Below are 14,999 nucleotides of genomic sequence, written 5' to 3'. Positions count from 1 at the left end.
TCCATGCCCGCTACACGTTGAACCACTCCATACGGTTGCATGGGAAGCCACCGACGAGAGGGAGCGCGCATGCAGCAGGTCAAGGCCGTCGTCGCACGCGGCAAGGGACAGCCGGTCGAGGTGACCACGATCAACGTGCCGGACCCGGGGCCGGGCGAGGCGCTGGTGAAGGTGCAGGCGTGCGGGGTGTGCCACACCGACCTGCACTACCGCGAGGGCGGCATCAACGACGACTTCCCGTTCCTGCTGGGCCACGAGGCCGCGGGCGTGGTGGAGGCCGTCGGCGACGACGTCACCAGCGTGGCGCCGGGGGACTTCGTGATCCTCAACTGGCGCGCGGTGTGCGGCGACTGCCGCGCCTGCGACCGCGGCGAGCCGTGGTACTGCTTCGCCACCCACAACGCCACCCAGAGGATGACGCTCGAGGACGGCACCGAGCTGACGCCGGCGCTCGGCATCGGAGCCTTCGCGGAGAAGACCCTGGTCGCGGCCGGCCAGTGCACCAAGGTCGACCCGTCCGCGCGTCCGGCTGCCGTGGGCCTGCTCGGCTGCGGGGTCATGGCCGGGATCGGTGCGGCCATCAACACCGGCAACGTGGGTCGCGGCAAGTCCGTGGCCGTCATCGGCTGCGGCGGCGTCGGCGTGGCCGCCGTCGCGGGCTCCGCGCTGGCGGGGGCGTCCACGATCATCGCCGTCGACATCGACGCGAAGAAGCTCGAGGCCGCGACCCGGATGGGCTCCACGCACACCGTGAACAGCAAGGACACCGACCCCGTTGCCGCGATCCAGGAGCTCACCGGCGGCAACGGCGCCGACGTCGTCATCGACGCGGTCGGTCGACCGGAGACCTGGAAGCAGGCTTTCTACGCCCGCGACCTCGCCGGCACGGTCGTGCTCGTGGGCGTCCCCACCCCGGACATGAAGATCCCCGAGATCCCGCTGATCGACGTCTTCGGCCGGGGCGGCTCGCTGAAGTCGAGCTGGTACGGCGACTGCCTGCCCTCGCGCGACTTCCCGATGTTGGTCGACCTCTACCAGCAGGGGCGGCTCGACCTCGACGCGTTCGTCACCGAGGAGATCGGCATCGACGACGTCGAGGCCGCGTTCGAGAAGATGCACGGTGGCAACGTGCTGCGGTCCGTGGTGATCCTCAAGTGACCGCCCGCGTCGACCACGGCGTCTCGAGCGGCACCTTCAGCCTCGACGGGCAGACCTTCGACGTCGACAACAACATCTGGGTCGTCGGTGACGACACCGAGTGCGTCGTCATCGACGCACCGCACTCGGTCGACGACATCATGGCCGTGGTGGGGGACCGCACGGTCAAGGCGATCCTGTTGACCCACGCCCACGACGACCACTGCCGGGTCGCGCCGGCCCTGCGGGAGCGCACGGTCGCGCCGATCATGCTGCACCCGGACGACCGGCCGCTGTGGGAGCTGACCCACGGCGACGCGGAGACCGGGGACCACCTCTGGGACGTCGACCTCGCCGACGGTTTCGAGATCACCGTCGGGGGTACGACGTTGCGTGCTCTCCACACCCCGGGCCACGCGCCGGGGGCGGTGTGCTTCCACGCCGCGGAGCTCGGCTGCGTCTTCACCGGCGACACCCTCTTCCAGGGTGGCCCGGGCGCGACCGGCCGGTCCTTCAGCGACGAGGAGCAGATCAAGCGGTCCATCCGGGACCGCCTGTTCGGGCTGCCGGCCGACACGGTCGTGCACACCGGGCACGGCGACGACACCACGATCGGCGCCGAGCAGGAGGCGCTGGGCTGAGCGATGCCCTGGACGGCGCGCCACGACGGACGGAGATCGGTGAACGAGGAGTACTGGCAGGCGCTGGAGGCCGGTGACCGGCACGCCGCCCTCACGGTGGTCAAGCGGCTGCACGAGTCCGGGCAGTCGCCGCTCGCGATCATCGACGAGCTCGTCGTCCCGGCCCAGGAACGCGTCGGCGAGCTGTGGCTGGACGGCGCCTGGAGCGTCACCCAGGAGCACGCGGCCACGGCCATCAACGAGGGTCTTGTGCACTGGCTCGGGTCCTTCGTCCCCGAGCCCGAGCCGGACCGGCCGCTGGTGCTGGTCTCCTGCATCGAGGGGGAGCGGCACGCCCTGCCGGCCCTGGTCGTCGCCGAGGCGCTGGGGATGGCCGGCCACCGGGTCAGCTACGTCGGGGGTGACCCGGAGCCGCACGACCTGCTGCGACAGGTCCTGGTGCTCAAGCCGCGGGCGGTCCTGTTCAGCGCCTCGCTCACCTCGTCGCTGGCGCCCCAGAAGGGCCTCTTCGGCAGCATCCGCGCGATCGGCATCCCGGTGCTGGTCGGCGGGCGGGCGTTCGGCGGCGACGAACGACGGGCCACCTCGCTGGGTGCCACGGCGTACGCCCACGGGGTCGACGACGTGCTCCGCCTGCTGGAGGAGCTGCCGGAGCGGCTGCCCGCCGCCCCCCGGCCGCCCGAGGGGCCGGCCGACGTCGAGGCGGCCTGGATCCTCGCGCACCGCGGCCAGATCACCCCGGCGGTCGTGCGCGCCGTCGAGCGACGGTACGCCGTCGAGGGCGACCGGCCCCGGTGGTGGTCGGAGCTCGAGGGTCACGTGGACCACGTGCTCGGCTGCCTCGCCGCGGCGCTGGTGACGGGGGACGAGACGATCATGATCGAGGTGCGCGACTGGTTCGGCCGGGTCCTCGCCCGGCGTGGGGCCGCCCCCGGCCTCGTGGAGGAGGTGTGGCACCTGCTCGCGGGCCCGCTGCGTGGCCACCCGTTGGCGCGGGTGTTCCTCGCCGGGTCGGCCGCCCCCAGCGAGGGCGGGATCTCCGAGCCCTCGGTCTGACCCGTCCTCAGAGCGGTCGGACCAGCAGCGCGGTCCCGTGGCCGGCGACCCGGGTGAGCACGATGGTGGCGGTCTCGTCACCGTGCAGCGCCAGGCGTCTGCGCAGCTCGTCGGGGACCACGTTCACCCCGCGCTTCTTGATCGTCAGCGTGCCGACGCCGCGCTCCCGCAGCGCGGCCCGGAGGGCCTTCTCGCGGTAGGGCAGCTCCTCGAGGACCTCGTACCCGCGCGCGAACGGCGTGCGGGTCGCCGCGTCCGAGGTCACGTAGGCGATGTGCTCGTCGACCAGCCCGCCCTGCACGAGCGCCGCGACCGCCGTCACCAGGCCGGCCCGGATCACCGCGCCGTCCGGCTCGTGGAGGTACCGCCCGACCGGCGTCACGCCGGCGCCCGGGTCGTCCTCGTCGGTCAGGGTGGCCAGTCCGCCGTCCCCGATGACGGTGGCCCGCCGGGCCGTGGTGGCCAGGCGCCCGGACCACAGGGCGGCCTCCTTCACCTCGCCGTGGTCGCTGACCCACTCCGCCTCGACGCCCTCGGGCAGGAGCTCGTGGGGGATGCCGGGCGCGACCTTGACGCAGGAGTCGCGGCGCAGCAGCTGCTCGACGAAGGGCCACGGAGGCGTCCAGTCGTCGACGTCGAACGTGCGACCCCGCCCCGAGCGACGCGCCGGGTCCGCGAACGCGACGTCGAAGGGCGTGGAGTCGACCTGCGTCGCGTCGGCGACCTGGACGGCGCCGTCGAGACCGAGGGCGGCGAGGTTGGCGGCGGCCACGGCCACCCGGACCGGGTCGAGGTCCACCCCGGCGCAGACCAGGCCCCGGGAGGCGAACGCGACGAGGTCCCCACCGATCCCGCAGCCGAGGTCGACGACGGTCCCGGCCGAGGACGCCTCCACCCGCGCGGCGCGGTGCCGGGCGACGGACAGGCGGGTGGCCTGCTCGAGGCCGTCGGGGGTGAAGTACATCCGCGCCGCGAGGTCGCCGAACTTCGCGACCGCCCGGCGGCGCAGGGTCGCCTGCGTGAGCGCGGCGGCGACGTGCGCGGGCTCCGCCGTGCGCCGCAGCGTGGTCTGGGCCCGCAGCGGGTCCTCGTCGACCACCTCGTCGGCCGCGGCCAGCAGCCGCTGGCCCTCGTCGGTCAGCAGCCAGCGGAAGTCGTCGAGCTCCATCCGTCGATCCTCGCAGGCTGTGCGGTTTGGCCGGTGCGGGGGAGGGCAGCATGCCGACATGAGGAACGGGGGAGTCCTTCTGGCGGTGGCAGTCGCCACGACGGGTTGCTCCGTCATGTCGGACGCGTCCGGACCGGACCAGCCACGCGCGGCCGTGGGCCAGGTGGTGACGGCGCAGCTCAGCGGCCAGGTCGAGGGCCGTCACTCCGTCCTGGTCGTGCCCGGACGTCGCTACGACTTCACCGTCAGCACCCCCCGCGAGCGCATCGACCAGGTCAGCGCCGACGACGCGGAGGTGAGTGCCGAGGGTGGCGACGACATCCGCTTCGTGAGCCTGGCGTGGGACCTCGAGGCCCAGCCGGGCGACGTCTTCGTGATGGACCCGCCGCAGGACGCGCACCCTCTGCTGACGGTGGTGGCGGACGGTGCCGACCTGCCGGTGGGTCCGCTCGACGAGGAGGGCGTCCACGCCGTGCACGTCGCCGTACCCGCGGATGCGGAGGACATCGGCTACCGGGTGGAGTACGACGGCCTGGTCCAGACCGTCGACGACGCCTACGACCCGGTGCTCGCGCGCGGCGACGGGCCCGGGTCCCTGTACCACGACGTGCCCCGCTTCGAGTGGGGCCACTGTCCCTCCTCACGGCTGTGGCCCGAGCGTCGGTCGCTGTACGCCTTCGGCGCAGACTGCGCGGTGCGCGTGAGCAACGCCCTGCCCTACGCCGGCGAGGTCGGGTGGGCGTCACCCGGACGGGCCTGGGTCGTGGTCGACTTCTCGGCCCGACCCGTGCTGGTGGGGTACGACGGCACCGCCGGTGTCGTCGACTACGTGGTCGAGCCGGCGCCGGTGCGGCTGTCGCTCGAGGGCGGCACCGGGCCCCGACTGTTCCCGCTCGAGGAGGGCGAGGAGGTCGGCCTCCAGTCGGACGGGTCGTGGTCGGCGCGGGCGGTCTTCGAGGTCGCGGACACCTCGTCCCGCGCGTCGCTGTCCTTCAGGCGCGTGGTCCGGGCCCGGGCCGAGGACCCCGACGAGGCCCGGTCCGTCGGCGCCCCGACGGTGGTCAGGCGCGTGTACGCAGGGAAGGTCTGAGGAGTCGGTCGACCCAGCTGCTGGCACTCATTCGAGGCGAGTGCTAACGTCTGGACTGGCACTCTCACCATGAGGGTGCCAGCGCTTGCGAGCGAAGTGCGACCCCCGCGACGGCGTACCTCCCAGCAAGCCCCAACGTCCGGAGGACTCCCGTCACCCGGAGTGCTCCAGCCCTACGTCAGACAAGTGGAGAAAGTGGAGGTCGACATCGTGTCGGTCAACATCAAGCCCCTCGAGGACCGCATCGTCGTCAAGCCGCTCGAGGCCGAGCAGACCACGGCGTCCGGCCTGGTCATCCCCGACACCGCCAAGGAGAAGCCCCAGGAGGGCGAGGTCGTGGCGACCGGTCCGGGTCGTATCGACGACAACGGCAACCGCGTCCCGCTGGACGTGGCCGTCGGCGACAAGGTCATCTACAGCAAGTACGGCGGCACCGAGGTCAAGTACGGCGGTTCGGAGTTCCTCATCCTCTCCGCCCGCGACGTGCTGGCTGTCGTTTCCTGATTTTCCCTGGGTCGTGTGCCTGACGACGCGCCCTGGCGCGCTCTCAGGCACACGACCCGATCTCTTTGAGGAGAGCAATGCCGAAGATTCTTGAGTTCGACGAGGGCGCCCGCCGCGCGCTCGAGCGGGGCGTCGACGCGCTCGCCAACGCCGTCAAGGTGACGCTGGGCCCCAAGGGCCGCTACGTCGTCCTCGACAAGAAGTGGGGCGCGCCGACCATCACCAACGACGGCGTGACCGTCGCGCGTGAGATCGAGCTGGACGACCCGTTCGAGAACCTCGGTGCGCAGCTGACCAAGGAAGTTGCCACCAAGACCAACGACGTCGCCGGTGACGGCACGACCACCGCGACCGTGCTCGCCCAGGCGATGGTCCACGAGGGCCTGCGTGCGGTGGCCGCCGGTGCCAACCCGATGGGTCTCAAGCGGGGCATGGACGCCGCGGCCGAGGCCGTCGGCGACGCGCTGCGCGAGGCTGCTCGCGAGGTGGAGTCCAAGGAGGACATGGCCTCGGTCGCCACGATCTCCAGCCGCGACTCCCACATCGGCGAGCTGCTCGCCGAGGCCTTCGACAAGGTCGGCAAGGACGGCGTGATCACCGTCGAGGAGTCCAACACCATGGGCACCGAGCTGGAGTTCACCGAGGGCATGCAGTTCGACAAGGGCTACATCTCGGCGTACTTCGTCAGCGACCCGGAGCGCATGGAGGCCGTCCTCGACGACCCCTACATCCTCCTGCACCAGGGCAAGATCTCGGCGATCGCCGACCTGCTGCCCCTGCTGGAGAAGGTCATCCAGGCCGGCAAGCCGCTGTTCATCCTGGCCGAGGACGTCGAGGGCGAGGCCCTCTCCACCCTGGTCGTGAACAAGATCCGCGGCACCTTCAACGCGGTCGCGGTGAAGAGCCCGGCGTTCGGTGACCGTCGCAAGGCGATGATGCAGGACATCGCGACCCTGACCGGCGGTCAGGTCGTGGCGCCCGAGGTCGGGCTCAAGCTCGACCAGGTCGGCCTCGAGGTCCTCGGCCAGGCGCGCCGCGTCGTCATCACCAAGGACAACACCACGATCGTCGACGGCGCCGGTGACGCCGCCGAGGTCGAGGGGCGCGTCAACCAGATCAAGGCCGAGATCGAGTCCACCGACTCCGACTGGGACCGCGAGAAGCTCCAGGAGCGCCTCGCGAAGCTGGCCGGCGGCGTGTGCGTGATCAAGGTCGGCGCCGCCACCGAGGTGGAGCTGAAGGAGAAGAAGCACCGTATCGAGGACGCCGTCTCCGCGACGCGCGCCGCGATCGAGGAGGGCATCGTCCCCGGCGGTGGCTCCGCGCTCATCCACGCGGTCTCGGTCCTCTCCGACGACCTCGGCCTCACCGGCGACGAGGCCGTGGGCGTCCGGATCGTCCGCAAGTCGGCCGACGAGCCGCTGCGCTGGATCGCCGAGAACGGCGGCCAGAACGGCTACGTCGTGACCACCAAGGTCCGCGAGCTCGGCGTCGGCAACGGCTACAACGCCGCCACCGAGGAGTACGGCGACCTGGTCGCCCAGGGTGTCCTGGACCCGGTCAAGGTCACCCGCTCCGCGCTCGTCAACGCCACCTCGATCGCGGGCATGCTGCTCACGACCGAGACCCTGGTCGTCGACAAGCCGGAGGACGAGGACGAGGCTGCCGCGGCCGGCCACGGCCACGGTCACGGCCACGGCCACTGATCCACCCGTCGCGTCCTGACGCGACACCGCACCGGCCCGTCGTCTGCTGACGACGGGCCGGTGTCATGTCCGACCGCGCCGGCCGGGTCGGTGTGGCAGGCCCCGCGGGTGCGGCCGCCTCAGCGCGTCCGGCCCAGCCACTGGGTGGCGCCGTGGCCACCGTTGACCGGCGTGTCCCAGATGAACAGGTCGCCGGCCCAGGGCGCCTCCATCGAGAACCGCGACGTGGCCTCGCTGATGCGCACCAGCCGGCCGGTGGCGTAGTCGAGGACGAAGGTGCCGCCGAGCTCCTGGTTGTAGGACCGGACGACCAGGTCGCCGTCGGTGGTGCCCGCGAGCTCGGCGCCGTCGTCACGGACGGTGACGACCGGGGAGCCGTCGGTGGTGACGACCTGGACCCGGTCGTCGCGCACCCCGTCGTGCCGGCCGCAGTACGTGCCGAGCACGACGTACCGCGGGGTGCGGTCGAGGGAGAGCTGGTTGCACCGGTCGCCGGACCGTGGGTCGAACGAGGACTCCTCGCCGGTGGTCAGGTCGCGGATGCGAACGACGTCGTTCGGCTCGTTGTGCGTCGCGGTCCAGGTCAGCTGGTCACCCTCGATGGTGAAGTCCCCGACCACCAGGTGCTCGTCGCGCACGTCGCCCGGGTCGTCGAGCGCCATCGACCAGAGGTCGAAGGTCCTCCAGCCCGTGCCGTGGGCGTAGGCGACGTAGAGGCGGTCGTCGGGGCCGATCGCGGTGTAGTAGGAGTAGTCGCGGCGCGGGAGCCCGTCCCAGACAGTCCGGCTCCACCGGTGCGTGGTGCGGTCGTACGTGACGACCGACAGGTTGGTCGGGTCCTGACGCCCACCGAGGAACACCAGCCGGTCACGGCCGAGGTCGAGGGGGCGCTCGAGCGCGATCGGCGGGTCCGGGAGCGAGTCCTGCACAGAGGTCTCGGGGTTGTAGAGCGCGTAGGTGCTGGTGTTGCGGATCCCGTGCGGGCCGTCCTGGAACAGGACCCACCCGTCGTCGGTGATGCCTGCGTAGTACTCGCCGTTGGCGCGGTCGAGGTTCACGTTCGTGTGGTGGTCGAGCACCTCGTAGTCGGTCCCACGAACCGCAGGCACCGCGTCGGAGAGCTTCAGCACGGGCCCGACCGGGGCCAGCTGTCGTGCGGGGGAGGCGGGACCGGGGCCTGTGTCGAACAGGCCACCCAGCGCAGCCCCGGCGGTGCCGAGGACGGCGACGGTGGCGACGACCCCGGCCACCAGCCCGGTGCGACGCGCCCGGACGCGAGAGCGGCCGCGGCTCACCACGCGCTCCAGGTCGAGGTGGTCCGGCGGCGGGGCCGAGACGTTGTCGTGCAGCAGCTGCTTGAGGTCGTTCACCACGGGAGGGTCCTTTCCCCGACGACGGCGAGCTCGTCGCGCGACGCGCTCTCGAACATGGACCGCAGGGTGGCCAGGGCGCGCGAGGTCTGGCTCTTGACGGTGCCCTCGCTGCACCCGAGGGCCTGCGCGGTCTCCCGGACGTCGAGGTCCTCGAAGTAGCGCAGCACCACGCAGGCCCGCTGGCGTTCCGGCAGTCGTGCCAACGCCGCCATCAGCGCCGCCCGGTCGGTGACGGCGCCGGCGACGTCCTCGCCGGACGTCTGGGTGGCGTCCACCTCCACGGGGCGCTCCCGGCTGGAGCGCCGGCGGGCGCTGTCCAGGAACGCGCTGACCACCGCGCGTCGGGCGTAGGCGTGCTCGCCGCCCTTGCGCACCAGCCGCGGCCAGGCGACGTACACCCGGATGAGGCCCTCCTGGACGTGGTCGGACGCGCGCTCCCAGTCACCGCACAGCAGGTACGCCGTGCTGCGCAGGCGGGCGCTCGATGCCGCCGCGAAGTCGGTGAAGGCGGTGTCGTCCGCTCCGTGCCGCCTGGTCAACGAGCCCCCCGAGTCAGGTCCATGCCCACTGAACGTGGTCAGCGGGGAAACGGTTGCACGGCCGGCGCCGTCGATGTCAGGCGCGACCGCGGAGCAGCGACACCCGCATCTCGCGCAGCTCCCCGCGGACCGTGCCGCTGGCGATCGCCGGATCGCTCTCCATCACCGCGCGGGCGGACTCCTCGTCCGGCGCCTCGAAGACGGCGATGCCGGTGTTCTCCTCGCCCAGGGTGGGCCCGGCGAGCACCAGGGTGCCCTCGTCGAGCAGCCGCTGGAGGTGCGCGAAGTGCTCTGCGAAGACCGACTCCTCCTCCGGGGTCATCGTGGCCGCGAAGCCGCTCCGCGGCGGGTGGAGGAAGTAGATCCAGCTGCGCATGCCGCCAGCATCGCAGAGCGTGGAGCGGCTGACACGTGCCGGAAACACGGCCGACGTCGACCGGCAACGTCGTCCGTGCACAGTGCTCGCATCCGCACATCGACCGAGGGGGGACCCATGTTGTGGAGAGTTCGAACGACCCTGCCCGACCGACCGGGCTCGCTGGCCGTGCTCGCCCGGAGCTGCGGCGAGGCGGGGGTGAACATCCTCGGGCTGCAGATCTTCCCGGGCATCGAGGCGGTGACCGACGAGCTGGTGCTGCGCACGCCGCCGGGCTGGGGACTGCCCGAGATCGCCGCGGTCGTCGAGGCCTCCGGTGGGTTGGCGGTCAGTGCCGCCCCGTGCACCGAGGCCGCGCTCACCGACCAGCCGACCCGTTACGTGCAGGCGGCCCGCACGATCCTGGCCCAGCCGGCGTCGTTCCCGGAGGTCGTGGCGATGCTCTTCGACGCCGAGGCCGACCCCGCGCCGGGTGACCTGGCCTCGGTGCAGGACGTGATGGACATGACGGTGGGGGACGTGCAGGTGCAGGTGCGTCGCACGGCGCCGTTCACCGCGACGGAGCATGCCCGCGGCGCGGCCCTGGCCGAGCTGGTCTCCGACGTCCTCGCCCGGGGGCGCGAGGCAGCGGCCGGCCCCGCGCCGGGACGCCGGGTCGGCCACGGCTCGACGCCGGAGTACGCCGTCGAGGACGACGCGGTCCGCGCCACGATCGACGACACCCCCGTGGGCCTCGCCGTGGTCCGGCCGGCCCTGGTGGACGAGCCCGACGTCCGCCCGGTCACCCTGCGCGTGGACCCCGCCTGGCAGCGCCGGGGGATCGGCACCCGTCTCCTCGTGGACGCGGCCCGCCTGGCGGGGTCGATGGGCGCCACGGAGATCGTGCTCACCACGCGCGCGGACAACCAGGCGGTGCTGCCGATGGTGCTCGCCGCCGGGCTCCGCGCGCGGATCCGGATGGCGGCCGACCAGCTGACCGTGCGCGTTCCCGTCCGGTCGCTGAGACCGCTCCCCGGCTGAGCAGGTCCGGTGCCGGTCCGGGCCGGGATCCGGGCCGGGACCGGGGGCCGCCGTGACTTCGGTCGGGGCGGCGGACCTCGGTAGGATGCTCCGGGTGGAGCTCCCCGACAAGTTCGCCGCCCTCGGCCTGACCTACGACGACGTCCTGCTGCTGCCCGGGCACTCGGACCTGGCGCCCTCGGACATCGACACGACCTCGCGGCTGACCCGCGAGATCTCGCTCAAGGTGCCCCTCGTCAGCGCCGCCATGGACACGGTCACCGAGTCCCGGATGGCCATCGCGATGGCCCGCCAGGGTGGCCTCGGCGTGCTCCACCGCAACCTGTCGATCGAGGACCAGGCCTACCAGGTCGACCTCGTCAAGCGCACCCAGACCGGCATCATCTCCAACCCGGTGACGATCGGCCCCGACGCGACGCTGGAGGACCTCGACCGGATCTGCGGCGAGTACCGCGTCTCCGGCCTCCCCGTGGTCGACACCGACAACCGGCTGCTCGGCATCATCACCAACCGCGACCTGCGCTTCACCCCGGTCGCGGAGTGGGCGACCACCAAGGTCGACGAGGTGATGACGCCGATGCCGCTGATCACCGGCCCGGTCGGCATCTCCCGCGACGACGCCACGCTGCTGCTGCGCAAGCACAAGCGCGAGCGGCTGCCGCTGGTCGACGACGACGGCCGCCTCGCCGGCCTCATCACGGTCAAGGACTTCGTGAAGTCCGAGCAGTTCCCCCACGCGTCGTACGACGCCGACGGCCGGCTGCTCGTCGGCGCCGCGATCGGCTACTTCGGCGATGCCTGGCAGCGCGCCACCACCCTGGTCGAGGCCGGCGTGGACGTGCTCGTCGCCGACACCGCCCACGGCAACGTCCGGCTGCTGCTCGACATGGTCAAGCGGCTCAAGACCGACCCGGCGACCCGGCACGTGCAGGTCATCGGTGGCAACGTCGCGACCCGCGAGGGCGCCCAGGCGTTCGTCGACGCTGGCTCCGACGCGATCAAGGTCGGCGTGGGTCCGGGGTCCATCTGCACCACGCGCGTCGTCACCGGCGTCGGGGTCCCGCAGGTCACCGCGGTCTACGAGGCGTCGCTGGCCGCCAAGCCCGCGGGTGTCCCGGTGATCGCCGACGGCGGCATGAAGCACTCGGGCGAGATCGCGAAGGCGCTGGTCGCCGGCGCCGACACCGTGATGCTGGGGTCGCTGCTCGCCGGCTGCGAGGAGTCCCCGGGCGAGCTGGTCTTCGTGAACGGCAAGCAGTACAAGTCCTACCGCGGGATGGGTTCGCTCGGCGCGATGTCCAGCCGCGGCAAGAAGTCCTACTCCAAGGACCGCTACTTCCAGGCCGAGGTCACCAGCGACGACAAGATCGTGCCCGAGGGCATCGAGGGCCAGGTCGCCTACCGCGGCCCGCTCGCGGCGGTCTCCCACCAGCTCATCGGCGGCCTGAACCAGTCGATGTTCTACGTCGGCGCGCGCACCGTCCCCGAGCTGCAGGAGAAGGGCCGCTTCGTGCGGATCACCTCCGCCTCGCTCAAGGAGAGCCACCCCCACGACGTGCAGATGACCGTCGAGGCCCCCAACTACACCGGCCGTTGAGCCCGACCACCGCTGGTCGAGCGTGTCGAGACCACAGCCGAGGAGCTGACCTGTGACCGAGATCGAGATCGGGCGTGCCAAGCGCGCGCGTCGTGCCTACTCCTTCGACGACGTGGCGATCGTCCCCTCGCGGCGCACCCGTGACCCCGAGGAGGTCAGTGTCGCCTGGCAGATCGACGCCTACCGCTTCGAGCTGCCGGTGATGGCCGCCCCGATGGACTCGGTGATGTCGCCGGAGACGGCGATCGCGTTCGGCCGGTTCGGCGGGCTCGGTGTGCTCAACCTCGAGGGGCTCTGGACGCGGTACGACGACCCCACGTCCCTGCTGGAGGAGGTCGCGGGCCTTGAGGGCAGCGACGCCACCCGCAGGATGCAGGAGATCTACACCGCGCCGATCCGTCCCGAGCTCATCACCGAGCGGCTCCGCGAGGTCCGCGAGGCCGGGGTGACCGTCGCCGGGTCGCTCTCCCCCCAGCGGACCAAGGAGTTCGCGAAGACCGTGGTCGACGCCGGCGTCGACATGTTCGTCATCCGCGGCACCACGGTCTCGGCCGAGCACGTCTCCTCGCAGGCCGAGCCACTGAACCTCAAGGAGTTCATCTACGAGCTCGACGTGCCGGTGATCGTCGGCGGCTGCGCGACCTACCAGGCCGCCCTGCACCTGATGCGCACCGGCGCGGCTGGCGTGCTCGTCGGCTTCGGCGGCGGCGCCGCCCACACCACGCGCACCGTGCTCGGCGTGGCGGTGCCGATGGCCTCGGCGGTCGCCGACGTCGCCGCGGCCCGCCGCGACTACCTCGACGAGTCGGGCGGCCGCTACGTGCACGTCATCGCCGACGGCTCGATCGGCCGCTCGGGCGACATCGCCAAGGCGATCGCCTGCGGCGCCGACGCCGTCATGGTCGGCTCGCCGTTCGCGCGGGCCTCCGACGCCCCCGGGCGCAGCTTCCACTGGGGCACCGAGGCGCACCACGCCGAGCTGCCCCGCGGCCAGCGCGTCCGCTTCGACACCGTGGGCACCCTCGAGGAGATCCTGTTCGGCCCGTCGCGGGTCGCAGACGGCACCATGAACCTCATCGGCGCGCTGCGGCGTTCGATGGCCACCACCGGATACACCGACCTCAAGGAGTTCCAGCGGGTCGAGGTCGTCGTCGAGTAGCCGATGCTGGTCGCTGCTGCCCAGGCTGCCGCCGTCCCCGGGGACGTGCCGGCCAACGTCGCCACCGCGGCGCGGCTGGTCACGCTCGCCGGCAGCCAGGGCGTCCGCGTCGTGGTCCTCCCCGAGGCGTTCCTCACGGGCTACGACGAGGACGTCTTCAGCGGCGCGGTCCCGCGCGCGGACGACCTGGACAGCGGCTGGCTGGACCCGCTGCGCAGCGCCGCCGCCGACACCGGCTCGGTCGTCGTCGTCAGCACGCCGCTCGACCGCGGCGACCGGCGCACGCTGGCGATGCTGGTGGTCCGGCCCGACGGCGACGTCACCGCGCCGTACGACAAGCAGCACCTCGACGCCGACGAGCGTCCGTTCTTCAGTGCCGGGGACCACGGGGCGTCGATCACCGTCGACGGGGTCGAGCTCGGGCTGTCGATCTGCTACGACAGCAGCTTCCCGGAGCATGCCCGCGCGGCTGCCGACGACGGCGCCGCGGGCTACCTCTGCTCGGCAGCCTTCTTCCCGGGCGCGGCGCACCGTCGTGACACCGCCCTGGCCGCCCGTGCGCTCGACAACGGCATGTACGTCGTGCTGGCCGCGGCCACGGGTCGCGGCGGCGCGCGCACGTTCATCGGTGGCTCGGCGGTCCTCGACCCCGAGGGACGACCGCTCGCCCGGCTGGGGGAGGAGGAGGGTGTCGCGATCGCGGAGCTCGATCCCGAGGTGGTGGCCGCGACCCGACAGGTCCGGACCATGCGCGCCGACCGGCCGGCCACACTCGGTCCCCGGCTGCGCTGACCGGCCCGGCCGAGGCCTGGCGGCTCACGGCCGGCGGGGAGAGGTGGGCGAGCTCAGCCGGCCAGCAGGGCCAGCACCGCACGCACGTACGCCGCCTCCGCGTCGACGTCGACGTGCCGGACCTCGTCGCGACCGTTCCGCACGGTGACCGCCCAGCCGGCGGTCACCCCCGGCAGGCGCTCGAGGGCGACGAACCGCTCGCCGAGAAGCTCGCGCAGCTGGTCCTCGCGCGGAAGCCACACCGCCTCGTTCGCCTCGAGGGCGTCCAGCGCCCATTCGGTGGTGCCGTTGAAGGCCAGCACCCGGTCACCGTCGGGCACCTCGACCAGCTCGACGACCATGTCGCTGAGGACGAAGACGTGGTCGTCGAGGTCGCGGTCGGGGATCGCGAACCGGTCGCCCTTGCGGGGCCGCCAGACCACCCCCGCGTCGCGGAGCGCACGTGCCACCTCGAGACCCACCATGGGTCCAGTCTGCGTCGGTGCCGGTCACCGGCGTCGCAGGCGGCCGCTCGGGTGGTCCGATGGGGGCGACGGGCCCGATTTGTGCTTCGGCCCAGACCTGTCTAATGTTCTCCGGGTCGCCAGGGAGCGGCGGGCCGCAAGACCTGAGGGTTGGGCGGCCGGCCCCGGGGTGGCCACTTCCAACCAACATCTTTCGGGTGGATGGGTGCGTCCTGAAGAGGGTGTTCCCGGAAAGCTGTTTCGGGTGCTGTGCGGAGGGCGGAGGGTGAAAGCCTCGAATTGCGGGGCCGGAAACGTTCCGCTAAAGTTTACGGAGTCGCCGCAGCGAGGGGCCGGAAAAGCCCGGAGCGCGGTGTGCGTCTGATTCTTGAGAACTC

General features: G+C 72.3%; 15 protein-coding genes. 10 read left to right on the top strand and 5 right to left on the bottom strand.

What is annotated here, in order from left to right; all coding sequences use genetic code 11:
• The first annotated feature begins 69 nt into the window (after nt 1–69).
• Genes ACFO9I_RS20930 through ACFO9I_RS20920 form a run of 3 tightly spaced genes read left to right on the top strand, consistent with a single transcriptional unit; the run spans nt 70 to nt 2,834 of the window.
• Complete coding sequence (locus tag ACFO9I_RS20930) at nt 70–1,158, top strand: S-(hydroxymethyl)mycothiol dehydrogenase (RefSeq protein ID WP_379184464.1); 1,089 nt, start codon at nt 70–72, stop codon at nt 1,156–1,158.
• Nucleotides 1,155–1,778 carry an MBL fold metallo-hydrolase gene (locus ACFO9I_RS20925; RefSeq protein ID WP_379184462.1) on the top strand — a complete coding sequence of 208 codons (624 nt, stop codon included), beginning with the start codon at nt 1,155–1,157 and terminating at the stop codon, nt 1,776–1,778. Before ACFO9I_RS20930 ends, ACFO9I_RS20925 begins: the two co-directional genes overlap by 4 nt.
• 39 nt (nt 1,779–1,817) lie before the next feature.
• Nucleotides 1,818–2,834, top strand: coding sequence for a cobalamin B12-binding domain-containing protein (locus tag ACFO9I_RS20920; RefSeq protein WP_379184460.1), 1,017 nt, complete (start codon nt 1,818–1,820; stop codon nt 2,832–2,834).
• Between the two features lie 7 nt (nt 2,835–2,841).
• Here the strand turns inward: ACFO9I_RS20920 and ACFO9I_RS20915 are convergent, their stop codons facing one another.
• Nucleotides 2,842–4,002 carry a THUMP-like domain-containing protein gene (locus ACFO9I_RS20915; protein ID WP_379184458.1) on the bottom strand — a complete coding sequence of 387 codons (1,161 nt, stop codon included), beginning with the start codon at nt 4,000–4,002 and terminating at the stop codon, nt 2,842–2,844.
• 58 nt (nt 4,003–4,060) lie between these two features.
• Between ACFO9I_RS20915 and ACFO9I_RS20910 the strand changes: the two genes are divergently transcribed.
• The 3 genes from ACFO9I_RS20910 (at nt 4,061) to groL (ending at nt 7,302) form a co-directional block, all read left to right on the top strand.
• Nucleotides 4,061–5,092 carry a hypothetical protein gene (locus ACFO9I_RS20910; protein WP_379184456.1) on the top strand — a complete coding sequence of 344 codons (1,032 nt, stop codon included), beginning with the start codon at nt 4,061–4,063 and terminating at the stop codon, nt 5,090–5,092.
• 210 nt (nt 5,093–5,302) lie between these two features.
• Nucleotides 5,303–5,596 carry a co-chaperone GroES gene (gene groES / locus ACFO9I_RS20905; RefSeq protein WP_379185075.1) on the top strand — a complete coding sequence of 98 codons (294 nt, stop codon included), beginning with the start codon at nt 5,303–5,305 and terminating at the stop codon, nt 5,594–5,596.
• 77 nt (nt 5,597–5,673) lie between these two features.
• Entirely contained in the window at nt 5,674–7,302 is a 1,629-nt protein-coding gene (groL, locus tag ACFO9I_RS20900; protein ID WP_379184454.1) for a chaperonin GroEL, read from the top strand.
• Nucleotides 7,303–7,421: 119 nt separating this feature from the next.
• Here groL and ACFO9I_RS20895 read toward each other — a convergent pair whose 3' ends face one another.
• From ACFO9I_RS20895 to ACFO9I_RS20885, 3 genes are all read right to left on the bottom strand, one after another.
• Nucleotides 7,422–8,672, bottom strand: a complete 1,251-nt coding sequence (locus ACFO9I_RS20895; RefSeq protein WP_379184452.1) for a hypothetical protein — start codon at nt 8,670–8,672, stop codon at nt 7,422–7,424.
• Nucleotides 8,669–9,214 carry a SigE family RNA polymerase sigma factor gene (locus ACFO9I_RS20890; protein WP_379184450.1) on the bottom strand — a complete coding sequence of 182 codons (546 nt, stop codon included), beginning with the start codon at nt 9,212–9,214 and terminating at the stop codon, nt 8,669–8,671. The genes ACFO9I_RS20895 and ACFO9I_RS20890 overlap by 4 nt, the downstream gene beginning before the upstream one ends.
• Before the next feature lie 76 nt (nt 9,215–9,290).
• Nucleotides 9,291–9,590 carry a YciI family protein gene (locus ACFO9I_RS20885; protein ID WP_379184448.1) on the bottom strand — a complete coding sequence of 100 codons (300 nt, stop codon included), beginning with the start codon at nt 9,588–9,590 and terminating at the stop codon, nt 9,291–9,293.
• Between the two features lie 117 nt (nt 9,591–9,707).
• Between ACFO9I_RS20885 and ACFO9I_RS20880 the strand changes: the two genes are divergently transcribed.
• The 4 genes from ACFO9I_RS20880 (at nt 9,708) to ACFO9I_RS20865 (ending at nt 14,158) form a co-directional block, all read left to right on the top strand.
• A complete protein-coding gene (locus ACFO9I_RS20880) occupies nt 9,708–10,610 on the top strand; it encodes a GNAT family N-acetyltransferase (RefSeq protein WP_379184446.1) in 903 nt (300 codons plus the stop codon).
• An 85-nt stretch (nt 10,611–10,695) separates the two neighbouring features.
• Complete coding sequence (gene guaB / locus ACFO9I_RS20875; protein WP_379184444.1) at nt 10,696–12,207, top strand: IMP dehydrogenase; 1,512 nt, start codon at nt 10,696–10,698, stop codon at nt 12,205–12,207.
• 52 nt (nt 12,208–12,259) lie between these two features.
• Nucleotides 12,260–13,366: a GuaB3 family IMP dehydrogenase-related protein gene (locus ACFO9I_RS20870; protein ID WP_379184442.1), complete on the top strand. Its 1,107-nt coding sequence runs from the start codon at nt 12,260–12,262 to the stop codon at nt 13,364–13,366.
• A 3-nt stretch (nt 13,367–13,369) separates the two neighbouring features.
• A complete protein-coding gene (locus tag ACFO9I_RS20865) occupies nt 13,370–14,158 on the top strand; it encodes a carbon-nitrogen hydrolase family protein (RefSeq protein ID WP_379184440.1) in 789 nt (262 codons plus the stop codon).
• A gap of 53 nt (nt 14,159–14,211) precedes the next feature.
• Here the strand turns inward: ACFO9I_RS20865 and ACFO9I_RS20860 are convergent, their stop codons facing one another.
• The gene (locus ACFO9I_RS20860; protein WP_379184438.1) at nt 14,212–14,622 is read right to left on the bottom strand and encodes a pilus assembly protein CpaE; all 411 of its coding nucleotides are present in this window, start codon (nt 14,620–14,622) and stop codon (nt 14,212–14,214) included.
• Nucleotides 14,623–14,999: the final 377 nt, after the last annotated feature.

Origin of the sequence: Nocardioides sp. GCM10023255, from assembly GCF_042653125.1 — a bacterium.
Classification (GTDB): Bacteria; Actinomycetota; Actinomycetes; order Propionibacteriales; family Nocardioidaceae; genus Nocardioides.
Note: the sequence above shows the minus strand (reverse complement) of the source record. Positions and strands in the feature narration are given on the sequence as shown.

What these genes read in the sequence shown, in the direction of transcription:
- ACFO9I_RS20930 (WP_379184464.1), top strand. Translation starts at nt 70, where the DNA reads ATGCAGCAGGTCAAGGCCGTCGTCGCACGCGGCAAGGGACAGCCGGTC.
- ACFO9I_RS20910 (WP_379184456.1), top strand. Translation starts at nt 4,061, where the DNA reads ATGAGGAACGGGGGAGTCCTTCTGGCGGTGGCAGTCGCCACGACGGGT.
- groL (WP_379184454.1), top strand. Translation starts at nt 5,674, where the DNA reads ATGCCGAAGATTCTTGAGTTCGACGAGGGCGCCCGCCGCGCGCTCGAG.
- ACFO9I_RS20915 (WP_379184458.1), bottom strand. Translation starts at nt 4,002, where the DNA reads ATGGAGCTCGACGACTTCCGCTGGCTGCTGACCGACGAGGGCCAGCGG.
- ACFO9I_RS20885 (WP_379184448.1), bottom strand. Translation starts at nt 9,590, where the DNA reads ATGCGCAGCTGGATCTACTTCCTCCACCCGCCGCGGAGCGGCTTCGCG.
- ACFO9I_RS20880 (WP_379184446.1), top strand. Translation starts at nt 9,708, where the DNA reads ATGTTGTGGAGAGTTCGAACGACCCTGCCCGACCGACCGGGCTCGCTG.
- ACFO9I_RS20860 (WP_379184438.1), bottom strand. Translation starts at nt 14,622, where the DNA reads ATGGTGGGTCTCGAGGTGGCACGTGCGCTCCGCGACGCGGGGGTGGTC.
- ACFO9I_RS20865 (WP_379184440.1), top strand. Translation starts at nt 13,370, where the DNA reads ATGCTGGTCGCTGCTGCCCAGGCTGCCGCCGTCCCCGGGGACGTGCCG.
- guaB (WP_379184444.1), top strand. Translation starts at nt 10,696, where the DNA reads ATGCTCCGGGTGGAGCTCCCCGACAAGTTCGCCGCCCTCGGCCTGACC.